Genomic DNA, 16,067 nt, shown 5'->3' with positions numbered 1-16,067 from the left:
GCAGTGCGACGGCGCTTGGCGCTCTGTCGCGAGGTGGCGTATATTACGCTTTCCTCTTTCAGAGTCAACCTCATTTTTCAGAAGTTTTCTCTTTCAACCCGGCGGCTTGTTTGCCGTTGTTCCGTGTCGATGGAGGCGCATTATAGGGAGTTCTCGAGCGCCCGCAATAGAAAAATTGCAGAAAAATGACTGACTGCTGCATTCCCCAGCAAAACCCCGCTTTATACCCTGTTACACACAGAATTATCCACAGACACAGGCCATCTCCCCCTGACAAAGGTCGGCAAAATGCCTTTCTATATAGAAATAGAAGAGATCGCGGTGTAAAAGAGAAAGATCAAAATTCGCGAGCGTTGCGCAAACGTTTTCGTTACAATGCCGCGCAATAACACGGATGCCCGGTTGGGTGCGTTAGGTGAGTTTTTAGACAAAAACTCACCTAACGCTCTCTGTAATGTTCAAATCCTGGGGATTTAATACCATGCAACAACGTCGTCCAGTCCGCCGCGCCCTGCTCAGTGTTTCTGACAAGGCCGGTATCGTCGAATTCGCGCAGGCGCTTTCCGCTCGTGGTGTTGAGCTACTGTCTACGGGTGGTACCGCACGCCTGCTGGCTGATAAAGGTCTGCCGGTAACCGAAGTCTCTGACTACACCGGTTTCCCGGAAATGATGGATGGACGTGTTAAGACCCTGCATCCAAAAGTGCATGGCGGCATCCTCGGCCGTCGCGGCCAGGATGATGAGATCATGGCGCAGCACGCCATCTCTCCTATTGATATGGTGGTTGTTAACCTTTACCCGTTTGCGGAAACCGTCGCACGTGAAGGTTGCTCGCTGGAAGATGCGGTCGAAAATATCGATATCGGCGGCCCGACCATGGTGCGCTCCGCGGCCAAGAACCATAAAGACGTCGCTATCGTGGTAAAGAGCAGTGACTACGACGCCATTATTAAAGAGATGGACGCCAACGACAGCTCCCTGACCCTGGCTACCCGCTTCGACCTCGCCATTAAAGCTTTCGAACACACCGCCGCCTATGACAGCATGATCGCCAACTACTTTGGCAGCATGGTTCCGGCCTATCATGGTGAGACGCAGGAAGCATCCGGCCGTTTCCCACGCACGCTGAATCTGAACTTCATTAAGAAGCAGGATATGCGTTACGGTGAGAACAGCCACCAGCAGGCAGCCTTCTATATAGAAGAAAGCATTAAAGAAGCCTCCGTCGCCACCGCGCAGCAGGTGCAGGGCAAAGCCCTCTCTTATAACAACATTGCCGATACCGATGCGGCACTGGAGTGCGTGAAAGAGTTCAGTGAACCGGCCTGCGTCATCGTTAAGCACGCCAACCCATGCGGCGTCGCGGTGAGCGACACTGTTCTGGATGCTTACGATCGCGCCTACAAAACTGACCCAACCTCAGCCTTCGGCGGCATTATCGCCTTCAACCGCGAGCTGGATGCCGAAACCGCACAGGCCATCATCTCTCGCCAGTTCGTCGAAGTGATCATCGCCCCATCTGCCAGTGAAGCTGCGCTGAAAATTACGGCAGCGAAGCAGAACGTCCGCGTTCTGATCTGCGGCGAATGGGCTGCACGCGTGCCGGGCCTCGATTTCAAACGTGTTAACGGTGGGCTGCTGGTACAGGATCGCGATCTGGGCATGGTCACCGCTGATGATCTGCGCGTGGTCACCAAACGTCAGCCAGACGCACAAGAGCTGCGTGATGCGCTGTTCTGCTGGAAAGTGGCGAAGTTCGTGAAATCCAACGCCATTGTGTATGCCAAAGAGAACATGACCATCGGCATTGGCGCGGGCCAGATGAGCCGCGTCTACTCCGCTAAAATTGCTGGCATTAAAGCCGGTGACGAAGGTCTGGAAGTTAAAGGCTCAGCGATGGCCTCCGATGCCTTCTTCCCGTTCCGTGATGGTATCGATGCGGCTGCCGCAGTGGGCGTCACCTGCGTGATTCAACCGGGCGGCTCCATTCGCGACGAAGAAGTCATTGCCGCTGCCGACGAACACGGCATCGCGATGATCTTCACCGACATGCGTCACTTCCGCCATTAATTCACGGAGCAGAACATGAAAGTATTAGTGATTGGTAACGGCGGGCGCGAGCACGCGCTGGGATGGAAAGCCGCACAGTCTCCGTTGGTGGACACCGTGTATGTCGCGCCGGGTAACGCCGGTACCGCGCTGGAGCCTGCGCTGCAGAACGTGAATATCGGCGTGACCGATATTCCGGCATTACTGAGCTTTGCCCAGCGCGAAAAGATCGACCTGACCATCGTCGGCCCGGAAGCGCCGCTGGTGATTGGCGTGGTCGATGCCTTCCGTGCGGCTGGCCTGAAAATCTTCGGACCGACCGAAGGCGCTGCCCAGCTGGAAGGCTCTAAAGCGTTCACCAAAGATTTCCTCGCGCGTCATAACATCCCAACCGCGGAATATCAGAACTTCACCGACGTCGAGCCTGCGCTGGCCTACCTGCGTGAGAAAGGCGCACCGATCGTCATCAAAGCGGACGGTCTGGCTGCCGGTAAAGGCGTTATCGTTGCGATGACGCTCAAAGAAGCGGAAGACGCGGTTCAGGATATGCTGGCAGGTAACGCCTTCGGCGACGCGGGCCACCGTATCGTGATCGAAGAGTTTCTTGATGGTGAAGAAGCCAGCTTTATCGTCATGGTCGACGGCGAGCACGTCCTGCCGATGGCCACCAGCCAGGACCACAAGCGCGTAGGCAACGGCGATACCGGCCCGAACACCGGTGGTATGGGCGCCTACTCACCTGCCCCGGTCGTAACGGATGACGTTCATCAGCGCACGATGGATCGTATTATCTGGCCAACGGTCAAAGGGATGGCGGCGGAAGGCAATACCTATACCGGTTTCCTCTACGCCGGTCTGATGATCGACAAGCAGGGTAACCCTAAGGTTATCGAGTTCAACTGCCGCTTCGGCGATCCGGAAACGCAGCCGATCATGCTGCGCATGAAATCCGATCTGGTGGAACTGTGCCTTGCGGCCTGCGATGGCAAACTGGACGAGAAAACCTCCGAATGGGACGAGCGCGCCTCACTGGGCGTGGTGGTTGCTGCCGGCGGTTACCCGGGTAACTACAGCACCGGTGACGAGATCTTTGGCCTGCCGCAGAGCGATGCGGCAGGCGGCAAAGTGTTCCATGCCGGCACAAAGCTGACCGACGACCAGCGTGTTGTCACCCAGGGCGGTCGCGTCCTGTGCGTAACGGCGCTGGGTGATACCGTTGCCCAGGCTCAGCAGCGCGCTTATGAGCTCCTCACCGGCATTCATTGGGACGGCAGCTTCAGCCGCGACGATATCGGCTGGCGCGCAATCGCCCGCGAGCAGCGCTAACGCCTGAGCGTCATCTCAACATCGCCTTATCGACGGGCGGCTTCAGCATTGAAGTCGCCCGTTTTTTTATCATCAACGGACGCGAAAGCCCGGCATCGTGCCGTGGGTTATGGATAAGGCGGTGTCGGGAAAGACAGAGAGAGGAACTGAGAAGGTATAACTGGCATACGTTCTGACGGGCGTCAGAAGGTTTTTTCCTGCGGTTGCCACGTACAGAAGTCTTCGTTGGCCACCAGCAGCAGCTGAGCACCATCCGAGGCTTCGAGCCACGCAACGCTCACTTCGACAGAAGAATGACTCTGGCGACGTTCAATAAAGGCCAGTGCCCGCGCGTCCAGCTCCGGCTTCACGGTTTGCCCTTCGCAGGTCGTTACCGTCCGGTTGGCATGCCAATGCCCCTGACGCAGGACAACACGCCCCTGGCGTAATGCATCGCTGGTCTGGCGAATCTGCGTCGCCCGATAGCGGTAAAGCGCAACCTGATCGCTGGAGAGCTGCTGTTTCTGCCCATCCACTTCACGCTGCATAAAGCTCAGCTCGCCCTGGTCATCAAAGCGGGCGCGAATATGTTCCGAGGGTTTGCCGTAAACGTTGAGTTCGATCAGCCTGAGTTTGTCACCCTGCCAGCGGTATTCGCTGGTTGAGGTATTGCCGTGACGCCACGGACTGAAGGCGGCAAGAAGATGCACTTCGCCGTTGGAATCCAGACGCCAGATGCGCATCGCGCCCTGGTTATCCGCATAGCCACTGGCGGTAAATGGCGGCACAGAGGAATTACTACTACAAGCAGAGAGCAGCAGTGTACCCACCAGCACCGCGACACGACGCCAGATAGACAAAAGGGGCGGTAAGGCCCCTTCGTTAAAACTGTACACTGCCACGCGGTCTTACTTGACTGCGTCTTTCAGAGCTTTACCAGAAACAAACGCCGGCACGTTAGCAGCGGCAATTTTGATTTCGTTACCGGTCTGCGGGTTGCGGCCAGTACGCTCAGCGCGGTGGTTCACTTTGAAGGTACCGAAACCAACCAGTTGAACAGCATCACCTTCTTTCAGAGACTCAGTAATTGCAGCCAGGGTAGATTCCAGGGCAGCTTTTGCCTGTGCTTTGGACAGGTCAGCTTTGTCCGCAATTACATCAATCAGTTGAGTCTTGTTCATAAGTTATCCTTACAATGTGTTTATCGCTTGCTAAGCACCGAGTGCGACGGAAATGCCTGAAAAGCACTCTCCTGCATACACGCACCGATAGCCACTTTTTTTCGCCCTCCAAATGTAGACCAGACGGGGGGCGGAATGGAAGCCTTCAGACGCGACAATTCAGGCGGTAAATCACGTTTTCTGGTCTCACTGCTTAAAATTTATACCAATATTGCTCTCGCCGGCCTCGCGGAGGTCTGCACGCAGTCCTTTGATCAGTTCAATGTCGCGCTCTTCACACTCGGCCAGCAGACGGAAAATCTCCCACTGAATATCCCATTCCTGCTCTACCGCTGGGTTTTCTTTGAGCTCTTCATCGGTCATTTCGCGACCAGCCTGGGTCATTTCCAGCATTGCCACTGTCGTGATGGAACTCTTACTCACCTCAATTGCGTGCTCAAGCGTTTCTCCGCTCAGGCGCGAGTGGATCAGTTCGCTCAATGCAACACAGGCGTCGATGGCAGGATAAACACCATACAGATCGTAATCGTCGGCTGCCGGAATGGCTTCCTCCAGCTTTTCGAGCTGGCTGTCAAAATTCACCTTCGCATCTTTGACCGTCAGGGTTTCCCAAATCAGATCGAGAATACGGCGATACAGCTGACCATCGGCAAACTCAGTTTGCTGGCAGAACATGGCGTAATTGGGGTACATGCGCTCGCACAGGCAAGCCATAAAGGTGACGTGCTGCCAGCTTTCAAGCTTCTCCAGACGCAGATGAATCGGGTTTTGTAACATGATGAATTCTCGAAGTCAGAAATTAGCCGCAGTGTACCTGAATCAGCCGTGATTTGCTTGCCAACGCACAAACGCCGGACGCCGTGAAGCAACCGCATCCGCCCAGCGCGTTGGCTCTGGCAGACGGTAGCCCTGCATACAACGCTGAACCCATGTCAGCGCGCTATCGAGGGAGACGCGATGGCCGGAGCTGATAAAGAGTGGATTACAGCGCGCTTTACTGCGCCAGACCCACGCCAGTTGTTCGCTTTTGTCCATCAACGGCGCCAGCGCTCCCACCTCGTCGTCGGGCAGCGTAAACTGCCCACACAAACGCTTTTTCGCCACGCCAATAGTCGGTACATCCACCAGCAGGCCAAAATGGCTGGCGACGCCCAGCCGCCGTGGATGGGAAATGCCGTGACCGTCGACAAATAACAGACCCGGCTTTTGTGACAGCTGTTGCCACGCCGCCAGCAGCGCGGGGGTTTCACGAAAGGAGAGAAAACCGGGAATGTACGGCATGGTGGTCGCCACCCGCGCCACCTGATATTCCACCAGCTCCAGCGATGGGTAGGCGAGCAGCACCATGGCCGCCCGCGTCACTGCGCCGTCTTGCTCAAAACCGACGTCCGCGCCACCGATCAGCCCGCAAGCATCCGGATCCCAGCGATCCTCACAGATAACCGAACCGGCAAGCGTCTGCTGGCTGGCACGAAGAGACGTCAGATCCATCGCCATACCTTAGCGGTGATATTGCGCCGAGAGTCGGTGCACTGCCTCGACAAACACGCCGGCATGCTCAGGATCCACATCCTGATGAATGCCGTGCCCGAGGTTGAAGACATGACCTTCGCCCTGACCAAAGCCAGCAAGAATCGACCCGACTTCTTCTTCAATACGGCCCGCAGGCGCGTAGAGCATAGAAGGGTCCATATTGCCCTGCAGCGCCACTTTATGGCCGACCCGACGCCGGGCATCGGCAATATCGGTCGTCCAGTCGAGGCCCAGCGCATCGCAGCCGGTCTCCGCCATTGCTTCCAGCCACTGCCCGCCACCTTTAGTGAACAGCGTGACCGGCACGCGGCGGCCTTCATGTTCACGCAGCAGACCATCCACGATTTTGTGCATGTAGTAGAGCGAGAACTGCTGATAATCACGACCGGTCAGCACCCCGCCCCAGGTATCGAAAATCATCACCGACTGCGCGCCGGCTTTAATCTGGGCGTTCAGATACAGCGTGACGCTTTTTGCCAGCTTATCGAGCAGGGCATGCAGCGCCTGCGGATCGGCATACATCATTTTTTTGATCACGGTGAAGGCTTTGCTGCTTCCGCCTTCCACCATATAGGTCGCCAGCGTCCACGGGCTACCGGAGAAGCCAATCAGCGGAACATCGCCGTTGAGCGCGCGACGAATGGTACGCACGGCATTCATGACGTAGCCGAGTTCATCTTCCGGATCGGGTACCGGCAGTTTATCGACATCGGCTTTGCAGGTGATGGTCGAGGTGAAACGTGGACCTTCGCCAGTTTCGAAGTACAGCCCAAGCCCCATCGCATCCGGGATGGTCAGGATGTCCGAGAAGAGGATCGCCGCATCCAGCGCGTAGCGACGCAGTGGCTGCAGCGTGACTTCACAGGCAAGTTCGGCGTTTTTACATAGCGACATAAAGTCGCCCGCTTGCGCGCGAGTGGCTTTGTACTCCGGTAAATAGCGGCCAGCCTGGCGCATCATCCAGACAGGGGTCACGTCCACAGGCTGGCGTAGCAGCGCTCGCAGGTAACGATCGTTTTTTAGTTCGGTCATGTTATTCATCCTGATCCCATTTTACGCCAGTGTAACACGTCACTCCGCCTCTGCCCGACACAGTGCCACGGTATCTTCTATCAGCCGGCGCGCCACGGTACCCGGCGGCGGCAACAGCGGTAAATCGTCGTAACGATACCAGCCTGCCTGCAGCAGCTCTTTTTTGTCGATCACAATGTCGCCGCTATCATACTCCGCCATAAACGCGGTCATCAGCGACTGGGGGAACGGCCACGGCTGGGAGGTCACATAGCGCAGGTTTTTCACCTTCAGGCCGCACTCTTCCATCACTTCGCGGGCCACCGCCTGTTCCAGGGTCTCCCCCACTTCGACAAACCCGGCCAGCACCGTGTGTACGCCGTTACGATGGCGGGTATGCTGCGCCAGCAGGATCGTATCGTCCCGACGGATCGCCACGATCATGCACGGGGCAATTTGCGGGTAGTAGCGCTCGCGGCAGTGGCCGCACAGCATCGCCCATTCGGTTTTGCTCGGGTGCATCGGGTGGCCGCAGTAGCCGCAGAATTTATGCGAGCGATAAAACTCGCTTAGCTGGATGCCGCGCCCCGCCAGCTGAAACAGCCCCGGATCGCTATCCAGCACCTGGCGTAACGATCCCATATCCTGCCGACGATCCTGGCGCACCATCCACACCGCATCACCTTGCCATTCACCGATATGCAGCGCGTGCTGGCCGACAAGATTAAAATTTACCGCTTCGCCATGTGGTAATTCCCCGCCGGGTAACCATAATTTTTGTTCGTGACTGACGATCCACCAGCCGCGATCTAATTTTTCAATAATACGATCCATATCTATTGCACTACCTTCGTTTTACTGGCACTTTTAACATTATATTTACATTTTGGTGAGCAACGTTATTTTCTTAAACTTGCGGAGTCAACCATGTTAAACCAGCTGGAAAACCTAACGGAACGTGTTGGAGGCAGTAATAAACTGGTCGATCGCTGGCTACATGTACGTAAGCATTTGCTCGTGGCTTACTACAAGCTGGTTGGCCTGAAGCCCGGCAAAGAATCCTTTATGCGACTGAACGAAAAGGCGCTGGATAATTTTTGCCAAAGCCTGGTGGATTACCTCTCCTCCGGCCATTTTAATATTTATGAACGTATTCTTGGCGAAATGGAAGGCAATACGCCACTTTTGGCTGCCACCAAACTCTATCCGCAGCTGGAAGCCAACACCCAGCTGATTATGGATTGCTACGACTCCTGCCTTGAAAACGCCATCGATCACGATAACTATCTCGAATTTCAGCAGGCGCTGTCCGATATCGGCGAAGCGCTGGAAGCGCGATTCGCGCTGGAAGACAAGCTGATCGTGCTGGCGATATCGCACAACCTGAAAGACAACATCAGCGACAATATCGCGCCGACGGCTTGAGTTGTGCGCTGTTAACGAGTAGTTTACATATGTTCCCCCTCGCTGGAGGGGGATGTATCTTGTCGGAGTGCCCATTTTCCACAACAGCATTCGTGATGCCTCAAGGCAGCACGAAGGATGAAGCGGAAAAGGCTGAGACCGTTAATTCGGGATCCGCGGAACCTGATCAGGCTAATACCTGCGAAGGGAACAAGAGTAAACTGTCCTATGCGACCGTCCCTCCAGGATCGATCGCCTCTGTTACTCCATCCGTCGTCTGACAAGCCATGTCCTTTTTCATCTGGAATGCGCTATGTCTGCAACAAAGTCTGAACCAAAACTCACCCGTCGGGAACAGCGCGAACGCGCCCAGCATTTTATCCATACCCTGGAAGGAACCGCCTTTCCCCGCTCCCAACGCATCTACATTCAGGGCCAGCAGGCGGATATCCGCGTGCCGATGCGGGAAATCCAGCTCAGTCCCACCTTAATTGGCGGTGATAAAGCCCAGCCGCAGTACGAACAAAACGAAGCGATCCCGGTGTACGACACCTCCGGCCCTTATGGCGACCCCGACGTGGCGATCGATGTGCGCCAGGGACTGTCAACGCTGCGCCAGCCGTGGATTGATGCACGCGATGACAGCGAACCGCTGCAGGAACGTAGCTCCCTGTATACCAAGGCGCGTCTCGCCGATGACGATCTTGATACGCTGCGCTTTCGTGGCCAGCTGACGCCGCGGCGCGCGAAGCCAGGCAAATGCGTCACCCAGCTCCACTATGCCCGTCAGGGGATCGTGACGCCTGAAATGGCGTTCATCGCCATCCGCGAAAACATGGGCCGGGAGCGCATTCGCGCAGAGGTATTGCGCCACCAGCATCCGGGGGAAAGTTTCGGCGCCCGGCTGCCGGACAATATCACCGCGGAATTCGTCCGCGATGAGGTCGCCGCCGGGCGGGCCATCATCCCTGCCAACATCAACCACCCGGAATCTGAGCCGATGATTATCGGCCGCAACTTTCTGGTGAAGGTCAACGCCAACATCGGCAACTCGGCGGTCACCTCCTCCATCGAAGAAGAGGTAGAAAAGCTGGTGTGGTCAACGCGCTGGGGCGCCGATACGGTGATGGATTTGTCCACCGGGCGGTATATCCACGAAACCCGTGAATGGATCCTACGTAACAGCCCGGTCCCCATCGGCACCGTACCGATTTACCAGGCGCTGGAGAAGGTCAACGGGATCGCCGAGAACCTCACCTGGGAAGCTTTTCGCGACACCTTGCTGGAGCAGGCGGAACAGGGCGTCGACTATTTCACCATCCATGCCGGCGTCCTGCTGCGCTACGTGCCAATGACCGCCAGGCGCCTGACCGGCATTGTCTCCCGTGGCGGCTCTATCATGGCCAAATGGTGCCTCTCGCATCATCAGGAAAACTTCCTCTACGAGCATTTCCGCGATATCTGTGAGATTTGCGCCGCCTATGATGTCTCTCTCTCCCTCGGCGACGGCCTGCGCCCCGGTTCGATTCAGGACGCCAACGATGAAGCGCAGTTTGCCGAGCTGCACACTCTGGGCGAGCTGACCAAAATCGCCTGGGAGTACGATGTGCAGGTGATGATTGAAGGCCCGGGCCATGTGCCGATGCAGATGATCCGCCGCAATATGACCGAGGAACTCGAGCACTGCCACGAAGCGCCGTTCTACACGTTGGGGCCGCTGACCACCGATATCGCCCCGGGCTATGACCACTTCACCTCCGGCATCGGCGCGGCAATGATCGGCTGGTTTGGCTGCGCGATGCTCTGCTACGTCACGCCGAAAGAGCACCTCGGCCTGCCGAATAAGGAAGATGTGAAACAGGGGCTGATCACCTACAAAATTGCGGCCCACGCGGCGGATCTGGCGAAAGGCCATCCCGGCGCGCAGATCCGTGATAACGCCATGTCCAAAGCCCGTTTTGAATTCCGCTGGGAAGACCAGTTCAACCTCGCCCTCGATCCGTTCACCGCCCGCGCTTATCACGACGAAACGCTACCGCAGGAATCCGGCAAAGTCGCCCATTTCTGCTCCATGTGCGGGCCCAAATTCTGTTCAATGAAAATCACCCAGGAAGTGCGGGACTATGCCGCCCGCCAGAATATCGAAAGCGGAATGGCCGATAAGTCGCAGGACTTCCGCGCTCGCGGCGGTGAGATCTATTTACGTAAGGAGCAAGCCTGATGTATCAACCCGATTTTCCGTCCGTCCCGTTCCGTTTAGGCCTCTACCCGGTCGTCGATAGCGTGGTCTGGATCGAACGCCTGCTGCACGCAGGTGTACGTACCCTTCAGCTGCGCATCAAAGATAAGCGCGATAGCGAGGTAGAAGCCGATGTCATCGCCGCGATCGCGCTCGGGCGTCAATACCACGCCCGGCTGTTTATCAACGACTACTGGCAGCTGGCGGTTAAACATCAGGCTTACGGCGTGCATTTAGGGCAGGAGGACCTGGAGACGACGGACCTGAACGCCATTCGTCATGCCGGCCTGCGTCTCGGCGTGTCGACTCATGATGATATGGAGATCGACGTTGCACTGGCGGCTCGTCCTTCCTATATCGCCCTGGGTCACGTCTTCCCCACGCAAACCAAGCAGATGCCTTCCGCCCCGCAGGGTCTGGAGCAGCTCGCCCGCCATATCCAGCGGCTGGCCGATTACCCGACGGTCGCGATCGGCGGTATTAGCCTGGCGCGGGCGCCACAGGTACTGGAAACCGGCGTCGGCAGCATCGCGGTGGTCAGCGCCATTACCCAGGCGGCGGACTGGCAGCAGGCCACCGCGCAGCTGCTGGACATGGCGGGAGCAGGCGATGAATGACAGCGATTTTATGCGCTACAGCCGCCAGCTGATGCTGGAAGATATCGCCATCGAAGGTCAACAGAAGCTGCTGGCCAGCCGGGTGCTGATTGTGGGGCTCGGCGGACTGGGTTCGCCTGCCGCCCTGTATCTGGCCGGTGCGGGCATTGGTACGTTGGTTATCGCCGACGATGATGAGGTGCACGTCAGCAATCTGCAGCGGCAAATTCTCTTCACCAGCGATGACATTGCCCAACCGAAAACCACCGCCGCCCGGCAGCGCCTGACCCGGCTCAATCCACAGGTTGAGATCGTCACGTTGCAGCAACGCCTGGCCGGCGAAGCCTTGCGCCAGGAGGTCGCCAAAGCGGATGTGGTACTGGACTGCACCGATAACATGGCGACCCGCCAGGCCATCAATGCCGCCTGTGTCGCGCAGGCGACTCCGCTGATCACCGCCAGCGCCGTTGGCCTGGGCGGTCAACTGATGGTACTGACGCCGCCATGGGATCAGGGCTGCTACCGCTGCCTGTGGCCGGACAGCACCGAACCCGAACGTAACTGCCGAACGGCGGGGATTATCGGGCCGGTAGTCGGCATGATGGGCACGCTTCAGGCGCTGGAGGCCATCACCTTGCTTTCCGGTATGGCGACGCCGCGCAACACCCTGCGCTTGTTCGATGCCCGCACCAGCCACTGGCGCAACCTGACGCTCCAGCGCGCGCAAAGTTGCCCGGTCTGTGGAGGGCAGCATGCAGATCTGGTTTAACGATCGGCCGATGCAGTGCATCGAAGCCATCACCGTCGCCGCCCTGCTCATTCAGTTAGAACAGCAGCAGGCGGGCATCGCGCTGGCGCTCAATCAACAGGTCCTGCCGCGCGAGCGGTGGGAACATCATCTTCTGCAGGAAGGCGATCGGGTCCTGCTTTTTCAGGTCATCGCCGGAGGCTGACATGTTACGTATCGCGGACAAAACGTTTGAATCTCATCTTTTTACCGGTACCGGGAAATTCTCTGCACCGGAAGTTATGGTCGAAGCGATTCGCACCTCGGGCAGCCAGCTGGTCACGCTGGCGCTAAAGCGCGTCGATCTGCGCCAGCATAATGACGCCATTCTCGCCCCCTTACTGGCCGCCGGCGTCAGCCTGTTGCCGAATACCTCCGGGGCAAAAACGGCGGAGGAAGCCATCTTCGCCGCCCGACTGGCGCGGGAAGCGCTGGGCACTCACTGGCTGAAGCTCGAAATCCATCCGGATGCACGCTGGCTGTTGCCGGACCCGATTGAAACCCTGAAGGCGGCAGAAGTGCTGGTACGGGAAGGTTTCGTGGTGCTGCCTTATTGCGGCGCCGACCCGGTTCTGTGTAAACGGCTGGAGGAGGCCGGCTGTGCTGCGGTAATGCCGCTGGGCGCGCCGATTGGCTCGAATCAGGGGCTGGAGACCAAGGCAATGCTGGAAATTATTATCGAGCAGGCCACGGTACCGGTGGTGGTGGATGCCGGGATTGGCGTTCCCAGCCATGCTGCGCAGGCCCTGGAAATGGGCGCGGACGCAGTGCTGGTCAATACCGCCATTGCCGTGGCCGACGACCCGGTGACCATGGCGCGGGCTTTCCGCCTGGCGGTCGAGGCTGGCGTGCTGGCTCGCCAGGCGGGTCCGGGTTCGCGTAGCGCCCAGGCGCAGGCCACCAGCCCGCTGACCGGTTTTCTGGAGACGCTGGTATGAGCACCTTTACCGAACGCTGGAAACAGCTGGAGTGGGATGACATCCGCCTGCGCATCAACAGTAAAACACCGGCCGATGTCGAACGCGCGATAGCCGCGAAACAGCTCAGCCGTGACGATATGATGGCGCTGCTCTCCCCTGCCGCCGCCGGTTATCTGGAGCCGCTGGCGCAGAAAGCGCAGCGGCTGACCCGCCAGCGTTTTGGCAATACCGTCAGCTTTTACGTGCCGCTGTATCTCTCTAACCTGTGTGCCAATGACTGTACCTACTGCGGTTTCTCGATGAGCAACCGCATTAAACGTAAAACATTAGATGAGGCCGAGATCGCCCGTGAATGCACGGCCATTCGCGCGATGGGCTTTGAGCATCTGCTGTTGGTGACCGGCGAGCACCAGAGCAAAGTTGGTATGGACTATTTCCGTCGCCACCTGCCGGCGATCCGCAGCCAGTTCGCCTCCCTGCAGATGGAAGTGCAGCCGCTGGCCATGGAAGAGTACGCGGAGCTAAAAACGCTCGGGCTGGACGGCGTGATGGTCTATCAGGAGACCTACCACGAAAGCATGTACGCGCAGCACCATCTGAAAGGCAACAAGCAGGACTTTTTCTGGCGTCTGGAAACGCCGGATCGGCTCGGCCAGGCGGGGATCGATAAGATCGGCCTCGGGGCGTTAATTGGTCTTTCAGACAGCTGGCGCGTGGATTGTTATATGGTGGCGGAGCATTTGCTGTGGCTGCAGCAGCACTACTGGCGCAGCCGCTATTCGATTTCATTCCCCCGGCTACGCCCTTGTGCCGGCGGCGTTGAGCCCGCATCGCTGATGGACGAGCGTCAACTGGTGCAGACCATTTGCGCCTTCCGCCTGCTGGCACCGGAGATCGAACTGTCGCTCTCGACGCGCGAATCCCCGGCATTCCGTGACCAGGTGATCCCGCTGGCGATTAACAACGTCAGCGCGTTTTCCAAAACCCAGCCCGGCGGGTATGCCGACAACCATCCGGAGCTGGAACAATTTGCGCCTCACGACGGCCGCCGTCCTGAAGAGGTCGCCGACGCGCTGGTGTCGCGCGGATTGCAGCCGGTGTGGAAAGACTGGGATAGCTGGCTGGGACGCGCCTCACAGCCGTAATGAAAAGCAAAGAAAGCGACGAGATGTTTTACGTCGCTTTATCCAATGCGAAAAATGGATGATGGTCACCGCGCGGCCGTTTTCCTATTCTTGTCCGGTCAGCAGCGGACGCTGACCAGGGCGAACCTCTTCTCTTCCTCATTTTCGCCCTGCCTCATCGCCGCGCTGGCCGTCATTGCACAGGGGTTGTGGCCGAAGATAAATCACATCATCCCCGATGCCAGGGTTATAATTGACCTGGAGTTATCTGATTCGCTCGCCAGGCATTACGGCTAAACCTGCGCTTTAACCCACGGTTATACCTTCAGGAACGATTTACGACACATGGCACGTCACAACAGAAAACTGTCTTTCACTATGCCAATCCTGCTTGGATTCGCGGGTATTCTCCTCAGTTTTTTGCTGATCGCGGTGTTTGTCACCCTGGCGCAAAAAAAGAATTTGATTGAGGAGTATCACTCCGTTAATCGTAATTTCACCTATAACCTGGCGGTGAATTACACGGAATCGCTGCTGCGTGGAAATGATTATATTCTTGGACGCGCCACGAAATTCTTTGCTAACTATGACCAGCTAAATCAGTCCGTTAATGTAGATCCGCAAAGAGGATTACGGGACTTAATGCAGCTTCAGGAACTGATGCCCAGCGTCTCTTCTATTTCGCTGGCAGATACCCAGGGTCATTACCTGCGGGCGCCGGAGGTGTTACCGAGTGAAGAGAGCCGGACCTTTACGCCCAAGTCCAGGCCGTGGTTTATCAAGCAGGCCGAAGCCAGTACGTTCAGTCTTTATACCTCAACATACCTTGATTATTTTACCCATCACCCGACCATCACGCTTTACAGACCCGTTATCTCACCAGAAGGCCGACTCAAAGGCACGCTCGCTTTTCACCTGGATCTGACCTCAATGGGCTACGCCCTGCGCCAGATGGCCGCCCCGATGCAGGGGGAGTTTTTTGTGGTGCAGCGTGACGGGAAAGTCGTTATCCATCCCGATCCTGGCGTGCTTTTTAAACCCTACGCCAGCGAAGCCTTGATGGACAAAATGACCAGCGCCGAAGGCCAGCTCTATGACGAAGCCTCGGACACCTGGTATTACTATTACTCTTTTACGAATCCCGACTGGTTCGTCATTTACCGTGTCGCCAACGCCACGCTGGTCGATATGTCGCGCCACGAAACCACGATTGTTCTCTGGGGCTTTGCGCTCTCCGCCATTGTGATCGTGCTGTTCGGTCTCTATCTGCGGCACGCTTCGCGCACGGTGCTGATGAACATCATCAACGCGATTAAAACCGGGGATGTTAACCGCGCACCACAGCTCGAAGCCATGTTGAGTAAAGCCATCGAAAGTAATAAGCAGCGCGAGCTTACCTATGTGCGTCAGGCAACGATTGACGCGCTGACCGGCTGTAAAAACCGCCGCGCCTTCGACAGCGATGTCGCCGCGCTGATGAACGATCATCACCCCTTCGCGCTGGCTCTGGTGGATATCGATAACTTTAAATCCATTAATGACACCTGGGGTCACCTCAACGGCGACATTGTTTTGCGTAACGTTGCGCGCGAAGGCCTGCAGCTCCTGCAACCCGAACAGATTTCGCTCTACCGCTATGGCGGAGAAGAGTTTGCCGTGATTTTCACGCAGGAACATCTCGCCAATGCCCATGCCCTGCTCGACAGCTGGCGCCTGAAGATTGCCCAGCGGACCTGGCGTGAAGATGGGTTAAGGGTGACCTTTAGCGCCGGTCTGGGAGAATGGAACATGGAACCGCTGGATAAACTGGTCGTGGCCGTGGACGAGGCGCTGTATAAAGCAAAACAGCAGGGCAAAAACTGCATCGTACGGGTTTAACGCCGATGACCCCAGAAAGCCCACTTCGGTGGGTTTTTT

At 57.3% G+C, this 16,067-nt stretch carries 16 protein-coding genes and 1 riboswitch; of the genes, 10 read left to right on the top strand and 6 right to left on the bottom strand.

Translation table 11 applies throughout. The annotated features are described in order from the left end of the window. Positions 1 to 481 precede the first annotated feature (481 nt). On the top strand, positions 482 to 2,071 hold the full coding sequence (gene purH / locus EDF82_RS25080) for a bifunctional phosphoribosylaminoimidazolecarboxamide formyltransferase/IMP cyclohydrolase (RefSeq protein WP_123758170.1): 1,590 nt from the start codon (positions 482 to 484) through the stop codon (positions 2,069 to 2,071). Positions 2,072 to 2,086: 15 nt separating this feature from the next. After that, positions 2,087 to 3,376: a phosphoribosylamine--glycine ligase gene (purD, locus tag EDF82_RS25075; RefSeq protein ID WP_123758169.1), complete on the top strand. Its 1,290-nt coding sequence runs from the start codon at positions 2,087 to 2,089 to the stop codon at positions 3,374 to 3,376. Between the two features lie 182 nt (positions 3,377 to 3,558). On the opposite strand, the gene EDF82_RS25070 is transcribed toward purD, so the two are convergent. From EDF82_RS25070 to nudC, 6 genes are all read right to left on the bottom strand, one after another. Further along, on the bottom strand, positions 3,559 to 4,251 hold the full coding sequence (locus EDF82_RS25070) for a DUF1481 domain-containing protein (protein ID WP_123758168.1): 693 nt from the start codon (positions 4,249 to 4,251) through the stop codon (positions 3,559 to 3,561). Between the two features lie 12 nt (positions 4,252 to 4,263). Next, positions 4,264 to 4,536, bottom strand: a complete 273-nt coding sequence (hupA, locus tag EDF82_RS25065) for a nucleoid-associated protein HU-alpha (RefSeq protein WP_004097675.1) — start codon at positions 4,534 to 4,536, stop codon at positions 4,264 to 4,266. A 186-nt stretch (positions 4,537 to 4,722) separates the two neighbouring features. Beyond that, the gene (locus tag EDF82_RS25060; protein WP_123758167.1) at positions 4,723 to 5,313 is read right to left on the bottom strand and encodes a YjaG family protein; all 591 of its coding nucleotides are present in this window, start codon (positions 5,311 to 5,313) and stop codon (positions 4,723 to 4,725) included. Positions 5,314 to 5,355: 42 nt separating this feature from the next. After that, complete coding sequence (gene nfi, locus EDF82_RS25055; RefSeq protein WP_123758166.1) at positions 5,356 to 6,027, bottom strand: deoxyribonuclease V; 672 nt, start codon at positions 6,025 to 6,027, stop codon at positions 5,356 to 5,358. A 9-nt stretch (positions 6,028 to 6,036) separates the two neighbouring features. Then, positions 6,037 to 7,101 carry a uroporphyrinogen decarboxylase gene (hemE, locus tag EDF82_RS25050; protein ID WP_123758165.1) on the bottom strand — a complete coding sequence of 355 codons (1,065 nt, stop codon included), beginning with the start codon at positions 7,099 to 7,101 and terminating at the stop codon, positions 6,037 to 6,039. Positions 7,102 to 7,140: 39 nt separating this feature from the next. Continuing rightward, positions 7,141 to 7,914, bottom strand: coding sequence for an NAD(+) diphosphatase (gene nudC, locus EDF82_RS25045; RefSeq protein WP_123758164.1), 774 nt, complete (start codon positions 7,912 to 7,914; stop codon positions 7,141 to 7,143). Positions 7,915 to 8,007: 93 nt separating this feature from the next. On the opposite strand from nudC, the gene rsd reads away from it, so the two are divergent. The 8 genes from rsd (at position 8,008) to EDF82_RS25000 (ending at position 16,028) form a co-directional block, all read left to right on the top strand. Continuing rightward, positions 8,008 to 8,505, top strand: a complete 498-nt coding sequence (gene rsd / locus EDF82_RS25040; protein WP_123758163.1) for a sigma D regulator — start codon at positions 8,008 to 8,010, stop codon at positions 8,503 to 8,505. 53 nt (positions 8,506 to 8,558) lie between these two features. Continuing rightward, a riboswitch (TPP riboswitch) is annotated at positions 8,559 to 8,711 on the top strand. A gap of 86 nt (positions 8,712 to 8,797) precedes the next feature. Continuing rightward, positions 8,798 to 10,705, top strand: a complete 1,908-nt coding sequence (gene thiC / locus EDF82_RS25035) for a phosphomethylpyrimidine synthase ThiC (RefSeq protein ID WP_123758162.1) — start codon at positions 8,798 to 8,800, stop codon at positions 10,703 to 10,705. Continuing rightward, a complete protein-coding gene (gene thiE / locus EDF82_RS25030) occupies positions 10,705 to 11,340 on the top strand; it encodes a thiamine phosphate synthase (protein WP_123758161.1) in 636 nt (211 codons plus the stop codon). The genes thiC and thiE overlap by 1 nt, the downstream gene beginning before the upstream one ends. Beyond that, positions 11,333 to 12,088, top strand: coding sequence for a HesA/MoeB/ThiF family protein (locus EDF82_RS25025; protein ID WP_123758160.1), 756 nt, complete (start codon positions 11,333 to 11,335; stop codon positions 12,086 to 12,088). Before thiE ends, EDF82_RS25025 begins: the two co-directional genes overlap by 8 nt. Further along, positions 12,072 to 12,272 carry a sulfur carrier protein ThiS gene (thiS, locus tag EDF82_RS25020; protein ID WP_123758159.1) on the top strand — a complete coding sequence of 67 codons (201 nt, stop codon included), beginning with the start codon at positions 12,072 to 12,074 and terminating at the stop codon, positions 12,270 to 12,272. The genes EDF82_RS25025 and thiS overlap by 17 nt, the downstream gene beginning before the upstream one ends. Before the next feature lies 1 nt (position 12,273). Next, a complete protein-coding gene (thiG, locus tag EDF82_RS25015) occupies positions 12,274 to 13,044 on the top strand; it encodes a thiazole synthase (protein WP_123758158.1) in 771 nt (256 codons plus the stop codon). Then, on the top strand, positions 13,041 to 14,171 hold the full coding sequence (gene thiH, locus EDF82_RS25010) for a 2-iminoacetate synthase ThiH (RefSeq protein WP_123758157.1): 1,131 nt from the start codon (positions 13,041 to 13,043) through the stop codon (positions 14,169 to 14,171). The genes thiG and thiH overlap by 4 nt, the downstream gene beginning before the upstream one ends. Before the next feature lie 324 nt (positions 14,172 to 14,495). After that, positions 14,496 to 16,028: a sensor domain-containing diguanylate cyclase gene (locus EDF82_RS25000; RefSeq protein ID WP_123758155.1), complete on the top strand. Its 1,533-nt coding sequence runs from the start codon at positions 14,496 to 14,498 to the stop codon at positions 16,026 to 16,028. The last annotated feature ends 39 nt before the right edge of the window (positions 16,029 to 16,067 follow it).

The organism is Klebsiella sp. BIGb0399 (genome assembly GCF_003752615.1).
GTDB classification, from domain to species: Bacteria; Pseudomonadota; Gammaproteobacteria; order Enterobacterales; family Enterobacteriaceae; genus Klebsiella; species Klebsiella lignicola.
This window is presented reverse-complemented; position numbering and strand designations above follow the sequence as displayed.